This is a genomic window from Bacteroides sp. NSJ-39, assembly GCF_014287315.1.
Classification (GTDB): domain Bacteria; phylum Bacteroidota; class Bacteroidia; order Bacteroidales; family Bacteroidaceae; genus Bacteroides; species Bacteroides finegoldii.
Genome location: NZ_JACOOB010000002.1, coordinates 138,448 through 156,399, shown reverse-complemented (window position 1 = coordinate 156,399; position 17,952 = coordinate 138,448). Strand labels below are relative to the sequence as shown.

13 protein-coding genes and 4 tRNA genes are annotated in these 17,952 nt (G+C 42.7%); 4 read left to right on the top strand and 13 right to left on the bottom strand.

Features of this window, described 5'->3' with window-relative positions; genetic code table 11:
* Positions 1-14: 14 nt before the first annotated feature.
* The 7 genes from H8S63_RS03510 to rpsU all read right to left on the bottom strand — a co-directional run bounded on the left by H8S63_RS03510 (position 15) and on the right by rpsU (position 2,036).
* Positions 15-86: transfer RNA gene (locus H8S63_RS03510), tRNA-Thr, on the bottom strand.
* Positions 87-96: 10 nt separating this feature from the next.
* Positions 97-169, bottom strand: a tRNA-Gly gene (locus H8S63_RS03505).
* A gap of 28 nt (positions 170-197) precedes the next feature.
* A tRNA-Tyr gene (locus tag H8S63_RS03500) sits at positions 198-280 on the bottom strand.
* Positions 281-406: 126 nt separating this feature from the next.
* Positions 407-480: transfer RNA gene (locus H8S63_RS03495), tRNA-Thr, on the bottom strand.
* 97 nt (positions 481-577) lie between these two features.
* The gene (hpf, locus tag H8S63_RS03490) at positions 578-877 is read right to left on the bottom strand and encodes a ribosome hibernation-promoting factor, HPF/YfiA family (RefSeq protein WP_143865113.1); all 300 of its coding nucleotides are present in this window, start codon (positions 875-877) and stop codon (positions 578-580) included.
* A 15-nt stretch (positions 878-892) separates the two neighbouring features.
* A complete protein-coding gene (gene xerC, locus H8S63_RS03485; RefSeq protein WP_186925736.1) occupies positions 893-1,774 on the bottom strand; it encodes a tyrosine recombinase XerC in 882 nt (293 codons plus the stop codon).
* 70 nt (positions 1,775-1,844) lie between these two features.
* Positions 1,845-2,036, bottom strand: a complete 192-nt coding sequence (rpsU, locus tag H8S63_RS03480; RefSeq protein WP_007755673.1) for a 30S ribosomal protein S21 — start codon at positions 2,034-2,036, stop codon at positions 1,845-1,847.
* A gap of 188 nt (positions 2,037-2,224) precedes the next feature.
* Here rpsU and H8S63_RS03475 point away from each other — a divergent pair, with 188 nt between their 5' ends.
* On the top strand, positions 2,225-4,006 hold the full coding sequence (locus tag H8S63_RS03475; protein ID WP_186925735.1) for an aminopeptidase P family protein: 1,782 nt from the start codon (positions 2,225-2,227) through the stop codon (positions 4,004-4,006).
* An 81-nt stretch (positions 4,007-4,087) separates the two neighbouring features.
* Positions 4,088-4,606 (top strand): gamma carbonic anhydrase family protein, encoded by a 519-nt coding sequence (locus H8S63_RS03470; RefSeq protein ID WP_186925734.1) that lies wholly within the window; start codon positions 4,088-4,090, stop codon positions 4,604-4,606.
* A gap of 81 nt (positions 4,607-4,687) precedes the next feature.
* Here H8S63_RS03470 and H8S63_RS03465 read toward each other — a convergent pair whose 3' ends face one another.
* Entirely contained in the window at positions 4,688-5,911 is a 1,224-nt protein-coding gene (locus tag H8S63_RS03465) for a 3-deoxy-D-manno-octulosonic acid transferase (protein ID WP_007755680.1), read from the bottom strand.
* Positions 5,912-5,924: 13 nt separating this feature from the next.
* Positions 5,925-7,442 carry a glutamate--tRNA ligase gene (gene gltX / locus H8S63_RS03460; protein WP_186925733.1) on the bottom strand — a complete coding sequence of 506 codons (1,518 nt, stop codon included), beginning with the start codon at positions 7,440-7,442 and terminating at the stop codon, positions 5,925-5,927.
* Positions 7,443-7,536: 94 nt separating this feature from the next.
* On the opposite strand from gltX, the gene H8S63_RS03455 reads away from it, so the two are divergent.
* Entirely contained in the window at positions 7,537-9,609 is a 2,073-nt protein-coding gene (locus H8S63_RS03455) for an HD family phosphohydrolase (protein WP_186925732.1), read from the top strand.
* Here H8S63_RS03455 and H8S63_RS03450 read toward each other — a convergent pair.
* The 4 genes from H8S63_RS03450 to H8S63_RS03435 form a co-directional block, all read right to left on the bottom strand.
* Positions 9,584-10,054, bottom strand: a complete 471-nt coding sequence (locus tag H8S63_RS03450) for a low molecular weight protein-tyrosine-phosphatase (RefSeq protein ID WP_186925731.1) — start codon at positions 10,052-10,054, stop codon at positions 9,584-9,586. The two genes, H8S63_RS03455 and H8S63_RS03450, sit on opposite strands and share 26 nt — an antisense overlap.
* Positions 10,055-10,059: 5 nt before the next feature.
* Positions 10,060-12,516: a primosomal protein N' gene (gene priA, locus H8S63_RS03445; protein ID WP_186925730.1), complete on the bottom strand. Its 2,457-nt coding sequence runs from the start codon at positions 12,514-12,516 to the stop codon at positions 10,060-10,062.
* A gap of 195 nt (positions 12,517-12,711) precedes the next feature.
* Complete coding sequence (locus H8S63_RS03440) at positions 12,712-13,284, bottom strand: porin family protein (RefSeq protein WP_007755690.1); 573 nt, start codon at positions 13,282-13,284, stop codon at positions 12,712-12,714.
* Between the two features lie 154 nt (positions 13,285-13,438).
* The gene (locus H8S63_RS03435; protein WP_186925729.1) at positions 13,439-14,809 is read right to left on the bottom strand and encodes an FAD-dependent oxidoreductase; all 1,371 of its coding nucleotides are present in this window, start codon (positions 14,807-14,809) and stop codon (positions 13,439-13,441) included.
* Positions 14,810-15,011: 202 nt separating this feature from the next.
* Between H8S63_RS03435 and H8S63_RS03430 the strand changes: the two genes are divergently transcribed.
* Positions 15,012-17,816, top strand: a complete 2,805-nt coding sequence (locus H8S63_RS03430; protein ID WP_186925728.1) for a triple tyrosine motif-containing protein — start codon at positions 15,012-15,014, stop codon at positions 17,814-17,816.
* Positions 17,817-17,952 lie beyond the last annotated feature (136 nt).

Here is a 17,952-nt window from a genome sequence, read left to right as displayed (position 1 = left end):
TTTACATCTTTATGAGCTGTTACCGGGATTTGAACCCGGGACCTCTTCCTTACCAAGGAAGTGCTCTACCACTGAGCTATAACAGCAAGAAAAAAGAGCGGAAGACGGGGCTCAAACCCGCGACCCTCAGCTTGGAAGGCTAATGCTCTATCAACTGAGCTACTTCCGCATTCTTGCCAAAGTTGTCACTCTGATCGTGGGCAAAGATGGATTCGAACCACCGAAGGCGTAAGCCAGCAGATTTACAGTCTGCCCCATTTGGCCACTCTGGTATTTGCCCTTAAACAAGTGGAGAATGTAGAGTTGAGGAATTCTTCCCACCTCAGTTCTCCTTATTATTTTCAATTGAAGTTTCAAATTTCGCATAGAACTCTCAATTTTCCATTCTCAACTTTCCACTTCTTTGAGCCTCTTGTCGGATTCGAACCAACGACCCCGAGATTACAAATCACGTGCTCTGGCCAACTGAGCTAAAGAGGCGTTCTAGCTAAAAAATGCAACCGTCACGTTCTAACGCGAGCGAAACGGCTGCAAATTTAGTTATTTATTTCTTTCCCGCAAAATATTTGGGATTTTTTTATTTGCTACGCTGTTTTTCCTTGTACTTAACCAGTTGTTTTTCGAGTGCTTCCACATCCAAATCAATCGCTTCTTCAAACGTATCACACACTTTGCTGGCATAAAATTCCCCGTTAGGGACAAGTATTTTAATACCTGCTTCTTTATTTGCAGCAACTTCCGGCTTAACTACCTTTAATGACACCTCTACTTTCTTTATATCTTCGTAATATTTTTCCAACTTAGACACTTTTTTCTGAATAAATGCCTGCAATTGCTCTGACGCATCAAAGTGAATTGATTGAATTCTAATATCCATACTTACCTCCTTTTTTTAGGCTCTTGGATGAGCCTGTTTATACACTTTTTTAAGTTCTTCAAATGTGGCATGCGTATAGATCTCGGTCGTTGTTATACTCTCGTGACCCAAAAGTTCCTTTACTACACCCAACTCCGCGTTATTATTCAGCATTGTGGTTGCAAAAGTATGCCTCAACACGTGAGGACTCTTTTTTTTCAGCGTCGCCACCTTTGACAGGTTCCGTTTCACTAAATTATAGACCAGATTCTTATAAAGCCGTTCACCGTTCTCTCTTACAAAAAAAGCCTCCGACCTTTCCGGAATCATTTCGTTTCTTACATCAATATACCCAAGCATCCAATCCCGCAGTTCATCACCGAACGGAATCAACCGCTGCTTGTTTCTTTTCCCGGTCACTTTCAGGCAAGATCCTGAGAAATCCACATCTTTATCATCCAAATCTATCAATTCCGAAAGTCTCATGCCGGTAGCATAAAACATTTCAATAATTAATCGATCCCGACAACCTTTAAATCCCTCGCCAAAGTCCGTCTCATCCAGCAATTTATTCATTTCATTTTCTTTCAGGAATACCGGCAACGGTTTTTTATTTTTAGGTCCCACTATTTTTCGTAATGGATCTACCGTCACCTCTCCTTTCTTCAAAAGAAACTTATAAAATGTCCGGAGCGTACTTAACTTGCGATTTACAGAAGTTGAGGTATATCCCTTATCCATCAATGAAACAATCCATTCACGAATCAGTTCAGCCTCGACCTCCAACGGATCAAATCCCCCATACTCTTCCTGAGCAAACTCCTGTAATTGCCTTATATCCTCACCATACGCAAGAACGGTTTTATCAGAATAATTCCGCTCATACCGGAGATAATCAAGAAAAGATTCTATCAACATAATCGCTACATCTAAATCGTGCAACGAATGTATGAAAAGAATTCAATAATTCAAAGGAAATTACGAATTATTAATCTTCTATTTGCTGAAGTTGTTGTACGTAAACTGCACGTTCTTTCTTAAGTCTTTTAGTTACAGACGGTTTGTCAAACTGCTGTCTGCTTCTCAATTCTTTCACAATGCCAGTTTTCTCAAATTTTCTTTTGAACTTCTTCAGCGCTTTTTCAATGTTTTCGCCTTCTTTTACAGGTACTACAATCATTTTGTTACTATTAATATGTTATGATTAAAAAAATTCCGCAGTCAAATTGCGCCGCAAAATTACACATACTTTCTTTATTCACAAAACTTTCGGCAAATATTTCTCAAAAACTATTCATAAACAGGTCATTAAATGCAGAAAGTTAGTACCTTTGAAACATTTATATGTCTATAATAATATAATAAGGTATGAAACAGAACATAAAAGAACGAGTACATGCTCTGCGCATGACACTCCACCCCAATTACATCAAAGCATTCATTATCCCCAGCACCGACCCTCACCTTAGTGAGTATGTGGCTCCCCACTGGATGTCACGCGAATGGATTTCCGGTTTTACGGGTTCTGCAGGAACAGCGGTCATCCTGATGGACGAAGCGGGATTATGGACCGACTCACGTTACTTCCTTCAGGCAGAGAAAGAGCTGGAAGGTAGCGGCATCACACTCTACAAAGAGATGCTGCCGGAAACTCCAAGCATAACAGAGTTTCTCTGCCAGCACTTAAAACCCGGAGAATCTGTAAGCATCGACGGGAAAATGTTCTCTGTGCAACAGGTAGAACAAATGAAAGAAGAACTAGCGGCGCATCAGTTACAGGTAGATATATTTGGAGATCCATTAAAAAACATCTGGAAAGACCGTCCCTCCATACCTGACTCTCCAGCCTTTATTTATGATATCAAATATGCAGGAAAAAGCTGCGAAGAAAAAATATCCGCCATCCGTGAGGAGTTGAGGAAGAAAGGCGTCTACGCTTTATTCATATCTGCACTGGACGAAATAGCATGGACTCTCAATCTACGAGGAAACGATGTACATTGCAATCCAGTCATAGTGAGCTACCTGTTAATTACACAGGATGAGGTGACTTACTTTATTTCACCGGAAAAAGTGACGCCGGAGGTCGAGACTTATCTAAAGAAACAACAAATAGGAATACAGAAATATGATGAAGTAGAGACATTCCTAAATTCCTTCCACGGAGAAAATATTCTTATTGATCCACGAAAAACGAATTACGCGATTTACTCGGCCATCCATCCGAAATGTTCCATTATTCGTGGCGAGTCTCCCGTCACATTATTGAAAGCCATTCGCAATGAACAGGAAATAGCCGGCATCCATGCTGCCATGCAACGGGATGGAGTGGCACTTGTCAGATTCCTCAAGTGGCTGGAAGAATCTGTATCTGCCGGAAAAGAAACCGAATTAAGTATAGATAAAAAATTGCATGAGTTCAGGGCAGCACAACCTCTCTACATGGGAGAAAGTTTCGACACCATTGCAGGATATAAAAAACACGGAGCAATCGTGCATTATTCGGCAACACCGGAAAGCGATGTAACTCTTCAACCTAAAGGATTCCTACTCTTAGATTCAGGGGCACAATACTTGGACGGAACCACTGACATCACTCGTACCATCGCATTAGGCGAACTGACGGAAGAGGAAAAGACGGATTATACCTTAATATTAAAGGGACACATAGCATTGGCTATGGCCAAATTCCCAGCCGGAACCTGCGGTGCGCAACTCGATGTACTGGCTCGTATGCCTATTTGGAATCACAGAATGAACTTCCTCCATGGCACAGGGCACGGTGTCGGGCATTTCTTGAGTGTACACGAAGGGCCACAAAGCATTCGCATGAATGAAAACCCTGTAATTCTCCAGCCCGGCATGGTTACATCCAACGAACCCGGTGTTTATAAGACAGGCAGTCATGGGATACGTACGGAGAATCTGACGTTAGTCTGCAAAGATGGAGAGGGAATGTTTGGAGAATATCTTAAATTTGAGACTATCACTTTATGTCCTATCTGCAAAAAGGGGATCATCAAGGAGATGTTGACAAAGGAGGAAATCGAATGGCTGAATAATTATCATCAGACTGTTTACGAAAAGCTATCTCCGGATCTTAACGAAGAAGAAAAAGCTTGGTTACAGAAAGCCACTACTTCTATTTAAAGATAAGATATCTGGAACCCGGGTGTCGGGCAACATAATTATAGTATCAACTAAAAAACATTATTAAATCAAACAAATCTCATGGCTTTAATAAAATCAGTACGCGGATTCACTCCCGAAATCGGAGAAAACTGTTTTCTCGCAGACAATGCAACTATTATAGGAGATGTAAAGATAGGAAATGACTGTAGCGTCTGGTTCAGTACCGTGCTACGGGGAGATGTCAACTCTATACGGATCGGTAATGGTGTTAACATCCAAGACGGAAGTGTCTTGCATACATTATACCAGAAATCGACTATTGAAATCGGCGACCATGTTTCTGTGGGACATAATGTTACCATTCACGGAGCGACCATCAAAGATTATGCATTAGTCGGCATGGGCTCTACTATTTTAGATCATGCCGTAGTGGGTGAAGGAGCAATCGTAGCGGCCGGATCGCTGGTACTAAGCAATACTGTGATTGAACCCGGAAGCATCTGGGGCGGCGTACCTGCCAAGTTCATCAAGAAAGTAGACCCGGAGCAGGCAAAGGAACTGAACGAGAAGATTGCCCACAATTATTTGATGTATTCGCAATGGTATAAAGAAGAATAAGCCTGTTTTACAGATGACTTATAAAAAGATAGCGGGAGACTCTTTTCGGAAAGAGTCTCCCGCTATCTTTTTATAGAAACATCAAAAATTAATCATATTCATGATTTTTTCCGTCGCACCGGACTTACTGGTCACATAATATCCGGCATTCTTTCCCGTCTCGTCTAAAAAGTCTTTGTCTGTCTGGAAACGGTCTAACAGGCTTTTCAGTTCTTCGTAATCTTTGATGGAGTAAGCACCTTTCGCTTCCAGCAGTTCCACGGCTTCCATAAATTTCTGATACTTCGGTCCGAAAATGACAGGGATACCATACACGGCAGCTTCCAGCGTATTATGAATACCAACACCGAAACCGCCACCAATATAAGCAATCTCTCCGTAGCGGTAGATGGAAGACAGTAAGCCGAAGCAATCGATAATCAGACAATCCGCTTTCAATACATTTTTTTCATCGGCACGAGTATAGCGCACATACGGACGTTTCAACTTACCAATAATCTCCACCAGATGATTCTCGTCAATCACATGCGGAGCGATAATCAGTTTCATTTCCGGATGATTATTGAAATATTCGAGAAACAGATCTTCATCCGGTCCCCACGAACTGCCGGCAACAAAAGTGAAAGCATTGTTTCCTTTGAACTTCTCCACCAGCGGAAGGTCTTTCGCCTCCTCACGTATTTGCAGTACCCTGTCGAAACGGGTATCTCCCACCACTGTTACACGGAGAATGCCAATCTTCGACAGATAACGTTTGGAAGCCTCGTTTTGTACAAACAGATGGTCGAAATCTTTCAGGACATTGCGATAGGTACCGCCATACCATTTAAAAAACACTTGGTCGCGGCGGAAAATAGACGACACACTATATACCGGAATCCGGCGCTTGTGAAGCTCATCCAGATAATTCTTCCAAAACTCATATTTGATAAAGAACGCCATACACGGATTAGTGATATCAAGGAACTTCCTCACATTCCGGGGTTTATCAAACGGCAGGTAGCAGACAATATCCGCTCCCCGATAATGCTTGCGCACCTCATAGCCCGAAGGAGAAAAGAAAGTCAGCAATATCTTATAAGCAGGATATTTTGCCCGAATCATTTCTATCAACGGACGCCCCTGCTCAAATTCTCCCAATGAAGCAGCGTGGAACCAGATATACTGTTCCCCCTTTTCCACCTGCTGGCGCAAAAGTTCGTACACCACCCAATGCCCCTTCATCATCTTACGGGGCTTGCGGCTGAACGGTGCAGCCAGATGAACGATAAAGTCATAAATGACTATTGCCAGGTTGTAAAGCATAGTACTATGTCGATTACTTCAAAACCTCAACTGCACGTTTGATACGAGCTATTGTTTCTTCTTTACCCAATACCCAGGAAATATCGAACATATGCGGGCCTTTTCCTTCGCCCACCAATGTCAGACGGAAGGCATTCATGATATTACCTGTATGGTAACCTTTCTCTGCAATCCAGTCCATAACGACTTTCTCCTGTCCTTCAATACTGAAGTCCTCGATACCGGCAATGACTTCCGCCAGTTCAGTCATACATTTTGCAGAATCCTCTTTCCAGCGTTTCTTCACCGTCTTTTCATCATATTCGGTAGGAGCTACGAAGAAGAAGCTACATACACCCCATAATTCTTTAATGAAACTGACACGGTCTTTCATCATGCCAACTACTGTCACCACCTTTTCGAAAGGAACTTCCACACCTTGTTCTTTCAAAAATGGCAAGAACAGTTCCGCAATTTCTTCATTAGGTTTCTGCTGTATATATTGATGGTTGAACCATATACCTTTTTTATAATCGAATTTGGCTCCCGACTTGCTGCAACGATGAAGATCAAACAGCTTTATCAATTCCTCCATCGACATTACTTCCTGATCGTTACCCGGATTCCAACCCAACAAGGCAAGGAAGTTGATCACCGCTTCCGACAAATAACCGGACTCACGGTAGCCCGAAGATATTTCTCCGGATTTCGGATCGTGCCATTCTAACGGGAACACAGGGAATCCCAAACGGTCACCGTCACGTTTGCTCAATTTTCCATTTCCTTCCGGTTTCAACAATAAAGGCAAGTGAGCAAATTCCGGCATTGTATCTTCCCAGCCGAAAGCACGATACAACAACACATGCAATGGTGCGGAAGGCAACCATTCCTCACCACGGATCACATGAGAAACTTCCATCAAATGGTCGTCAACAATATTCGCCAAATGATAAGTAGGCAGTTCATCAGCCGATTTGTAAAGGACCTTATCATCAAGGATGGATGAATTGATGATAACTTCTCCACGAATCAAGTCGTTCACACGAATATCTTCATTCGGCTCTATCTTGAAACGGACAACATACTGCTTGCCTTCTGCAATCAGCGCATCTACTTCTTCTTCCGGCATTGTCAATGAATTGCGCATCATGCCGCGCGTAGACGCATCGTACTGGAAGTTCGCAATTTCCGCACGTTTGGCATCCAATTCCTCTGGAGTATCAAAAGCAATGTATGCTTTTCCGTTCTCCAACAGAACCTGCACATATTTTTTATAGATATCGCGACGCTCCGACTGACGGTAAGGACCGTGTTCGCCACCGAAACTCACTCCTTCATCAAAGTGGATACCCAACCATTTGAAAGATTCGAGGATATACTCTTCCGCTCCCGGAACAAACCGGTGAGAATCAGTATCCTCAATACGAAATATTAAGTCTCCGCCGTGTTGACGCGCAAATAGATAATTATACAAAGCTGTACGCACACCACCAATGTGCAATGCTCCCGTAGGACTCGGAGCAAAACGAACTCTTACTTTTCTTTCTGCCATAATTTGGGTTAGTATAGGTAAATCGCGGCAAAATTAAACCTTTTTTTCCACACTATTGTTTTTTTTTGTACTTTTCGCAAAAATTTCAGTGGATATGGAACATTTGAAGAAAAAAAAGAGCTTTTCATGGAAAGATTTGTCATATAAATCGCTGCTATTCATAGGTACTGTGGCATTGATTGTCTATTTCCTGCCGCGCGATGGCAAGTTCAACTATCAGTTTGATATAAACAAGCCTTGGAAATACGGACAGTTAATCGCAACTTTCGATTTTCCTATTTATAAAGATGAAGCGATAGTGAAACGAGAACAAGACAGCCTGATGGCCCTCTTCCAGCCCTATTATGAGCTCGACAAGAAAGTCGAAAAGGAGGCGGTAGCCAAACTAAAAGAGAACTATCATACGAACCTGAAAGGGATTCTTCCTTCTACAGATTATTTACGCTACATCGAACGTACGCTGAAAGAGATTTATCAGGCGGGCATTGTATCTACCGAAGCTATACAGCAACTTTACAAAGATAGCACATCCGCCATCATGGTAATAGATGACAAGTTGGCCAATTCGCACCCCATCGAAGGTATTTACACGGTAAAGAAGGCATACGAGTATTTACTTACGGCAGACTCCGTTCACTTCAACAGGGAAATTCTACGGCAGTGTTCGTTGAATGAATATATCAGCCCGAACCTCACTTTTGACGAACAACGGACTCAGACAGCCAAAGAGGAGATACTGAACAACTATTCTTGGGCAAACGGTTTGGTTGTGAGTGGTCAGAAAATTATCGATCGGGGCGAGATCATCAGTCCGGAAACTTATAATATTTTGGAATCCCTGCGTAAAGAGTCCATCAAGCGAAACGAATCTATGGGACAAAGCCGTCTGATTCTTGGCGGACAAATTCTGTTTGTCGGCATGTTAATGCTTTGCTTTATGCTCTATCTTGATTTGTTCCGAAAAGATTATTATCAGCGAAAGGGCAGTCTGTCGCTACTCTTTACATTGATTGTATTTTATAGTATTGTTACGGCTTTTATGATGACACATAACCTATTCAATGTGTATATCATTCCGTATGCAATGCTACCTATTATTATCCGCGTGTTTCTTGATTCGAGAACTGCGTTTCTGACTCATGTCATCACAATATTAATCTGTTCCATATCACTACGCTTTCCACATGAATTCATTCTCACTCAGCTAGCTGCCGGTATGGTTGCGATATTCAGTTTGAGAGAACTGTCACAGAGATCACAGCTTTTCCGAACGGCATTATTAGTCATACTGACCTACGCCGCTGTTTATTTCTCTTTTGAACTGATGACAGAAAACGGACTTGCCAACGATTTCTCGAAGTTGAATATACGGATGTATACCTATTTCTTTATCAACGGAATTTTATTGCTGTTCGCCTATCCATTATTATTCTTATTGGAAAAAACGTTCGGATTTACTTCCAACGTTACTTTGGTAGAGCTTTCAAACATTAATAACGACTTACTGCGTCAAATGTCCGAGACTGTGCCCGGAACATTCCAACACTCCATGCAGGTAGCTAATCTAGCAGCGGAAGCAGCTATCCGTATCGGCGCCAAAAGTCAGTTGGTGCGTACCGGAGCTTTATATCATGATATCGGGAAAATGGAAAATCCGGCTTTCTTCACCGAAAATCAATCAGGAGGAGTCAATCCACATAAAAATCTAGGTTATGAACAAAGTGCGCAAGTAGTCATCAGTCACGTGACAGATGGATTGAAACTTGCCGACAAACATAATCTGCCTAAGGTTATTAAGGACTTTATCAGTACTCATCACGGACGGGGAAAAACAAAATATTTCTATATTTCCTGGAAGAACGAGCACCCGGACGAAGAACCGAATGAAGAACTGTTCACCTATCCCGGTCCGAATCCATTCACCAAAGAACAAGCCATCTTGATGATGGCAGACGCTGTAGAAGCTGCATCACGCAGTCTTCCGGAATATACAGAAGAGACAATCAGCAACCTGGTCGACAAGATTATCGATTCCCAAGTCACTGAAGGTTACTTTAAAGAATGTCCTATCACTTTCAAGGATATAGCCACTGTGAAAGCCGTATTCAAAGAAAAACTAAAGATTGCTTATCACACCCGGATCAGTTATCCTGAGTTAAAGAAGTAAGCAGCCCCGCACAAGCGTCTTCAAGTATGTCAAGCACATATTCAAAGCCCTCAGCCCCTCCATAATAGGGGTCGGGGACATGATCTGCCGGGATACGAGTACAGTACTCCGTCATACGATGAATCTTCTTCCATTCTTCCAGGGAAGGAGATTTGTCTTTCAGATCATCTATGTTCCGGTCGTCCATACCGATTATCAGATCAAAATTATAAAAATCTTCCGTACGGACAGGACGCGAACGATGTACCAATTGATAACCGCGACGAGCCGCGTGAGCACGCATCCGACTATCCGGTAATTCACCCTGATGATAAGACAAGATTCCGGCAGAATCTATCACAAACTCTTTCTCCAGTCCTGCTTCTTTTATCAAATGAAGCATTACACCTTCAGCCGTAGAACTACGGCAAATATTTCCTAAACAGACAAATAATATTTTCTTCATTTTCATTACATTGGGTCTACATCATAATAAACTATCAAAGATTTATAGCGTTCGTCTTCGATCATTTCCCTCTGAATGCGTAGTAGAAGCTCCCGTGCACGTCCCATCGGGGCATTCTGCTCAATCTTGACGACGATCTTCTTGATAAACAAAGTCTGGATACGGGCAACAGGAGGTTTATCCGGACCTAATACCCGATTGCCAAATACAGCCCGCAACTTATCCGCCATCACTGCCGCCATCTGATCCAGCAACGCTTCATTATGATTTTTCAGATAAACATATACCAACCGGTAATAGGGAGGATAATGAAACATCTGCCGTTCCGCCAACTGCCCGCCTACCATATCTTCATAATCATTGGCAATAACCTGATGAATGATAGGATGATCGATACTCTTGGTTTGCAATACCACCCGTCCGCGTTTGTTCTTACGTCCGGCACGTCCCGCTACTTGTGCCATCAACTGAAAAGCACGCTCATAGGAACGGAAATCGGGATAATTCAACATGGTATCGGCATTTAATATACCTACTATACTGACATGATCGAAATCCAACCCTTTTGATACCATTTGCGTACCAATCAATATGTCCGTCTTTCCCTGCTCAAAGTCCGCAATAATCTTCTCATAAGCCGAGCGGGTACGTGTAGTATCCAAGTCCATCCGAGCTACGGCAGCTTCCGGGAAAAGAATTTTGATGTCATCTTCAATCTTTTCCGTACCGAAACCACGGTTCACCAGTTCTGTTCCCTCGCAGGCAGGACAGGATTTCGGCAGTTGATACGTATAACCGCAGTAGTGGCAGGTTAATTGATTAATTCCTTTATGATAGGTAAGGCTTACGTCGCAATTTTTACACTTAGGCACCCAACCGCAGGTACGACACTCCACCATCGGGGCAAACCCACGACGGTTCTGAAAGAGAATCACTTGTTCTTTCTGTTCCAAAGCCTCTTTCATATATTGTATCAGGAGTGGCGAGAATTGTCCGACCATCCGCTTTTTACGATGCAGTTCCTTAATATCCACCGGAATAATCTCCGGCAACTGGATTTCTTTATATCGTTCTTTCAGTTGTACGAAACCATATTTTCCCTCTCTTGCATTCTGCCATGACTCGATAGAGGGAGTAGCCGTACCCAACAAAGTTTTAGCTCCGTACATGGCAGCCAGTACAATAGCCGCGCTACGGGCATGATAGCGGGGAGCAGGATCTTGTTGCTTATACGTATTTTCGTGCTCTTCGTCCACAATCACCAGTCCCAGATTCCGGAAAGGAAGAAACACGGAAGAGCGAACACCCAGGATAATATCGTACCCGTTCTCTCCCAGTTGTTTCCGCCATATTTCAACCCGTTCGGCATCGGGGAATTTAGAATGGTAGATCCCCAGGCGAGCACCGAAGACCCGTTGCAGACGCTCTGTAATTTGAGTAGTCAAGGCAATCTCCGGCAACAAATATAAGACTTGCTTTCCCTGACGAATCGTTTCTTCGATCAGATGAATATACACTTCCGTCTTCCCACTGGACGTTACTCCATGAAGCAGACAAACGTTTTTCTCCTGGAAAGACTGAACGATTTCATCATGTGCCCGTTGCTGAAACTCGTTCAAGGCGTTCAGCTCGACTACTTCTTTCTCCTGTTTATTCAACCGTCCGATTTCGTGATAGTAGATTTCGAAAATCTTCTTATCCACCAGCCCGTTTAGTACCGAAGGAGCCACATTAGCCCGTTGCAACAATTCTTTCTTGGAGACTTCTTTCGGAGTTCCGGTTCCTAAAATACCTGAATACTCTACATACTTCATGAGCAACGCCAGTTGCTTCGGAGCACGAGACAGAATATCAAACAGAATATGGAGTTGCTTTTCATCTGCCGTACCCGCAAGCCGCACTCGTGCCTCTGTCTTAGGCTTATAAGTGCGTTTCAATTCTTCCTTTACAAAAATGGCTTCTTTATCGAGCAGGGACTTGATGGCAGTAAGAATATTTTTTATGCCGCTGTCTTTCTCCAGTTTAGTGACGGACTGCTGCGCATCTACGGCAAGTAAATCCAAAATGCGTTGTTCCCGTTCCGGCAATGGCGCATCCGCCTCAAAATCGGGATTATATTCAACAATCGTTTCACTCTCCAGCTTCAGGCCGGAAGGAAGTGCCGCTTTATACACATCTCCCTGTGTACAGAGATAGTAATCGGCTATCCATTCCCAAAATTTGAACTGAACGGGTAGTAAAATGGGAGAAGCATCCAGCAATGCAGATATATCTTTCACTTCGTACTCCGTTGGAGCACAATAATGAACGTTAAGGACGATAGCCGTATAAAACTTCTTTCGCCCGAAAGGAACTACCACACGGCAGCCTATCTTCACATCTTCCGCACATTCGTCCGGCAAAGAGTAAGTGAAACTCTTCGGAAGCGGAAGCGGTAATATGACATCTACATATTTTTTCATTGCAGGTACAAAAATACAATAAAAAAATGGGGAATGAAAAAGAAGGAAGAGAGAACACTCAAAAGAAAAACGCTTCTTAAGGCAGGATTGGGCAGAAACAGTTTCGAGGCTGCAACAGGGCAGCCCTCGAACAAAAAAAAGAGTTCCCGTTCACCGGAAACTCTTTTTTATATACGATGTAAAATGACAGACTATTTAAAAAATATAGGCAACAGACACCTGCCAAGTCTTGGTTTTATAAGAGCCGCCAGTATCAATATCAGCAGTATCCCCCAATGGGATATTGTAATTAGCCCCTACCTGCAAATGATTCAGCAACTTCAAACCTGCTCCTACATTAATACCTACTTCAGCTTTCTTCTTATCGATCCCTGTTTTCTTTTCAAAATCGAAATAAAAATCAGGACCTGCTGCTAGATAAATACCTGCCAGGTTTCCCAACCCGATAGTATATTTCAGATTTACAGGAATATCAATGCCGTTCTGTTTAACGGTTATATCTCCATCTTCATCAGAGACCTTGATACCTCTTTGAGCGAAAAGCAAAGAAGCATCCACTCCCAATCCTACAATTGGAATAGTAAACTCGGCCATCGGCCCAATAAAGAAACCGGTGAAATTATCCTTTTTAAAATTATCGCCTACATTAGAGAGACTTGCCTTTGACAAGTTCAAACCTCCTTTTACACCAAAGTGTATTTGCGCCTGGACAGGCATCACCATGCCGAAACATACGGCAATCATTAAAGCACCAAAAATCTTTTTCATAAATTCACGTGTTTATAATTCGGGAACAAAGATATACATCTTAAATTAAAGAAACACAAATTATCGTTTTTTTGTTCACTTGTAAACAGCGGCAATCAAGGGTAATTTCTGTTTCACACTGAAAGACCAGGGTTTCCAACACATGAAATTATCATTATGAAAATAAATCATTCAACGCTTCGCTCATACTGGGATGAGTAAAGATGAAGTCACGCAGAAAAGTATAATCCAGCCCTGCCTTCATGGCAATGGCAACCGTATTGATAACTTCACCGGAATCGGGTGCAAAAAGCATACAACCTAATATCTTTCCCGTGTTCTTATCAATGATAGCTTTCAGTAATCCGTCCATCTCCCCTAATGTTTTCGCTCTCGGTATAGCCATAGCGGGCAGCTTCTTCACAATAATATCCAAGTTCTGCTTGCGAGCTTCCTCTTCATTTAGCCCGATACGCGCCAATGGCGGATCGATAAAAACAGAGTAGCTAACAGGATTACGGTCATTTGCCTTTCGTTCCTTATCTCCGAATAAATCCTCACGGACAATCCGGTAATCATCCAATGAGATATAAGTGAACTGCAAACCACCTTTCACATCACCTACGGCACGTATATTGGGATTGATTGTTTTCAAATATTCATCGACAATGATAGCACCACGCGCATCTACTTCTACTCCGGCCGCTTCCAGATTAAGACCTCCCGTGTTAGGTCTGCGACCTGTCGCCAGCAATACGGCTTCGGCGTCAAGTTCGAATACCCCGTCAGTCTGCAAATCAGTGAAGGCGACGATTGCCTTGTCTTCCTCGTGCTTCACCGACTGCACCTTTGCGTTCATCCGGAAAACAATGCCTTTTTTCTCCAATGTTTCTTTTACGCTTGCCGCAATATCGCGGTCTTCACGGGCAATCAGTTCGGGATAGCTTTCGAGCACAGTCACTTGCGAACCGAACGAAGCATACATGGACGCAAACTCCAGCCCGATATAACCGCCGCCGACAATGACCAGACGGCGGGGAAGGTTTGTCAGTTCCATGATTGAAGTACTGGTATAGACAAAAGGATTGTCCGTCACTCCGTCAATGGGTGGAATGACCGTTTCCGCTCCTGTATTGATAATGATTTGTTTGGATGTCAGCAGGATTTCTTCCGTAACCGTGCGGACTGCGACCGTATCGGAAGAAACAAACGAGCCTGTACCTGTATAAACAGTCACATTGGGATTGTCCGCCAAGTTATGATAGTTCTTGTTTCGTAATGCACCGGTTACCGTTTCTTTCACGGCAATCGCCTGCCGGTAAAAATCACTTTTCTCCTCAAAGGCGGTCTCTTTCCTGCCCCAAGCTATTTTTGCCTGATGTACTAACGTCTTTGTCGGGATACATCCGATATTAATACATGTGCCACCATACATTTTTTCGGAACGTTCGATAATAGCTACCTTCTGTCCGCGTTTTGCAAACTCTGCAGCAAGGGTCTTCCCGCCTTTGCCGAAACCAATGATTATAACATCAAATACATTCATATTCCTATCTTTTTATAAGTTTAAAATCAGCTTTTTCAGTTTGTTTCATTTCATATTGCAAAGGTCGCTTCTTTCGAGGTAACGGACAATAACGATTTTGCCGGATAAGTTAGCAATTATTCCTATAACATCATAACATTAAAGCTATTAATAAAAAAAGAATTTCTATCTTTGCATCAGCACTCAAAAAAAACGTACTACTATGTTCTTTCTGCAAAAATCACTTTGTTTTATTATCTGCCTGCTCTGGTTTAGTTTAGGATTTGCCGGAATCAACAATCCGTTAATCATCAACTTCAGCAAAACACAATATGGCGCAGCCAACAAAAACTGGTCTATCAGTGAAGACGAGCATGGAATACTCTATTTTGGCAATGACATCGGACTGCTCGAATTTGACGGTATCGAATGGAAATTGAACAAGCTCCCCAAAGCAGAAGTAGTGCGTTCTGTATATGTTGTTTCAAACAACGAAATCTATACCGGCGGTTACGAAGAGTTCGGTAAATGGAGCCGGCAGCCCGACGGGGAACTGACTTATACCTCACTCAGCAAAGAACTGCCGACAGACAATTGGCAGAATGATGATATATGGAGAATCCTGCCGCAAGGGGAATCCATCTATTTTCAATCATTCAGCGGCATCTTCCGCCACCACCTGCCGACAGGAAAAACAGAGAAAATAACCAAACAGGAGAATTTTCATTTCCTAATGCAAGTCGGCAGTGAGTTATGGATACAGGAAACACATAAGGGGCTGCTCCGTCTGAAAGAAGGTCGTTTCACCCTTATCCCACACAGCGAACTATTTCTGGGCAAAGAAGTGAAAGCCGTGCTTCCCTATGCGGAAAACCAACGGCTGGTAGTCACTTCGAACAGCGGTTTATTCATATATGATGGAGATACGTTCAGATTACTGAGTGACGCACCGGAATGGATTAATTCAAACATCAATTGCGCTATTCAAAAGGAGAATGGTCACTATCTGCTCGGCACGATTCTCAACGGAGTATATATGATAGACAGACAAGGGAAGATTATCAAGCATATCAACTCTGACGCCTACATGCAAAACAATACGATCCTGTTTCTTCACGAAGATAAGTATCATAACACCTGGCTGGCACTCGACAACGGGATTACCTGCATCCAGATACTTCCCGAACTCAGTTGCTACACCGATCCTACGGGCAAGACCGGTGCCGTATATGCAGCCGCACTTTTTGCCGACAAACTATTTATCGGTACCAACCAGGGACTCTTCTATATCAGCCAAAGCGATCTGAACAATATCAACGCATTGCCTGGCGACTTGCAAACGATAGAGAACATTAAAGAGCAAATCTGGGATTTAAAGATTATAGACGGAAAGTTATATTGCGGTTCCAACAGCGGGTTAAAAGTGATTGACGAACAACTGACAGTTACTACTCCCATCAATGTACAAGGGGGAGTGTTTACCATTCTTGCCAAAGAGCATTATCTACTGTTAGGCACATACGCATCCCTGAAAATCATAGATACTCGCACACAACGAATCATTCTTGACGACATTCGCCAGCCTATCGTCAACATCCAAATAGACCATCTCGACAATGTATGGTTGGAGCACATGAACAAAGGAGTTTACCGTTGCCAGCTTTCCGAGGACATGACAAAAATAAAAACTTCGGAATACTACGGCGAAGACCGGGAACTACCCTACAAGCTCCACCTTTTCAAAATCGGCGGAAGAGTTGTCATGCTGGGCGGAAATTCCTTTTACACTTATAATGACATAGGCGGCAAAGTAGAACTGTACGAACCGTTGAAACATTGCCTGAGCAACCTGACGGAAATAAAAAATGTATCCGACATAGACAAAAACCATTTTTATGTAATGGGAGATAATGTAATCTACCGCATTGTCCACGACGGTTCGCAAAACCATATAGAAGATAAAATAGACATCAACTATAACGGCATGTCCATGGTCAATCATTTCGAGCGGATTATCGCCCTCACGGATTCAACCAGCCTCATCTGTCTGGACAACGGCTTTCTGCTCTGCCCCAACAATCAGCAGCAAAATGTCATTTCGCTGTCCACTCCTTATATCAAATCCTTTTCCGCCTTGTCCAAAACGGGAGAAGCACTTCATAAGGAAAGTGAACATGAGGCTATCAAGATTCCATTTACCAATAATACGATAGAAATCAGATTCGCAACGGATGACGTACTGGCACACAATGTATCTTTCCAATATAAACTGGAAGGAATCAGCGAATGGTCGGAACCGGAAAGAATCAACAAAGTGACCTACGAACGTCTTCCCAAAGGAACTTATACCTTTTTATTACGTTCGATAGATAATCTGGGGAATTGCTCTCCTACACTGGAATATACTTTCACAGTTCTTTCTCCCTGGTACCAGACTATTTGGGCAATCTTGGGCTATTTTATCATCACATTACTCGTGTTACGGATAGTCTGGATACTCATCCTGCGCCGTTACCGGAACCGACATCTGATAAAAATCCGCCTTCGCGAAGCGAAAAGACTAAGCCGGATGAACCAGCAACTGCAAAACCAAATCAAAGAGAAGGATGCCGAACTGCTTTCGCAGACTTCTTTCGTCATCCAGCGCAACGAGCTTATCACGCAGATGAAAGATGAAATAGAAGAGTTCTATCGCACACACAACAACAAAGCGCTCGCACCGCTCTTTCATAAAATCAATATGCTTTTCAACAACAACCTCGACACCGAGGAAGACTGGAAAATGTTTCTTATCAAGTTTGAAGAAAAACATACCGGATTTTTCAAACAATTAAAAATGCTTTATCCGCAACTGACTGCCAACGATTTGAAATTATGTGCCTGCCTGAAGTTGAATCTGGATTCAAAAGCTATCGCGGCCCTAATGAATATTTCCGTACGTGCAGTGGAAAACAGCCGTTACCGGTTGAGAAAGAAAATTAATATCCCGCCCAATGAGAATCTCAACGATTTCTTCTTGAAGTTATAAATTCGTTATATCACTCATTTAATGCACATTACAATTGAATGAGAGGTAATAATGAGGTCGCTTAAATGTTAAAAATCAAAGCGATGTATCCGTAGTGAGCCTGTTTTTAGCAAGTATAAATTCATACTTTCTACAT

What these genes read in the sequence shown, in the direction of transcription:
- hpf (WP_143865113.1), bottom strand. Translation starts at nt 877, where the DNA reads ATGGATATTAGAATTCAATCAATTCACTTTGATGCGTCAGAGCAATTG.
- xerC (WP_186925736.1), bottom strand. Translation starts at nt 1,774, where the DNA reads ATGTTGATAGAATCTTTTCTTGATTATCTCCGGTATGAGCGGAATTAT.
- rpsU (WP_007755673.1), bottom strand. Translation starts at nt 2,036, where the DNA reads ATGATTGTAGTACCTGTAAAAGAAGGCGAAAACATTGAAAAAGCGCTG.
- H8S63_RS03475 (WP_186925735.1), top strand. Translation starts at nt 2,225, where the DNA reads ATGAAACAGAACATAAAAGAACGAGTACATGCTCTGCGCATGACACTC.
- H8S63_RS03470 (WP_186925734.1), top strand. Translation starts at nt 4,088, where the DNA reads ATGGCTTTAATAAAATCAGTACGCGGATTCACTCCCGAAATCGGAGAA.
- H8S63_RS03465 (WP_007755680.1), bottom strand. Translation starts at nt 5,911, where the DNA reads ATGCTTTACAACCTGGCAATAGTCATTTATGACTTTATCGTTCATCTG.
- gltX (WP_186925733.1), bottom strand. Translation starts at nt 7,442, where the DNA reads ATGGCAGAAAGAAAAGTAAGAGTTCGTTTTGCTCCGAGTCCTACGGGA.
- H8S63_RS03455 (WP_186925732.1), top strand. Translation starts at nt 7,537, where the DNA reads ATGGAACATTTGAAGAAAAAAAAGAGCTTTTCATGGAAAGATTTGTCA.
- H8S63_RS03450 (WP_186925731.1), bottom strand. Translation starts at nt 10,054, where the DNA reads ATGAAGAAAATATTATTTGTCTGTTTAGGAAATATTTGCCGTAGTTCT.
- priA (WP_186925730.1), bottom strand. Translation starts at nt 12,516, where the DNA reads ATGAAAAAATATGTAGATGTCATATTACCGCTTCCGCTTCCGAAGAGT.
- H8S63_RS03440 (WP_007755690.1), bottom strand. Translation starts at nt 13,284, where the DNA reads ATGAAAAAGATTTTTGGTGCTTTAATGATTGCCGTATGTTTCGGCATG.
- H8S63_RS03435 (WP_186925729.1), bottom strand. Translation starts at nt 14,809, where the DNA reads ATGAATGTATTTGATGTTATAATCATTGGTTTCGGCAAAGGCGGGAAG.
- H8S63_RS03430 (WP_186925728.1), top strand. Translation starts at nt 15,012, where the DNA reads ATGTTCTTTCTGCAAAAATCACTTTGTTTTATTATCTGCCTGCTCTGG.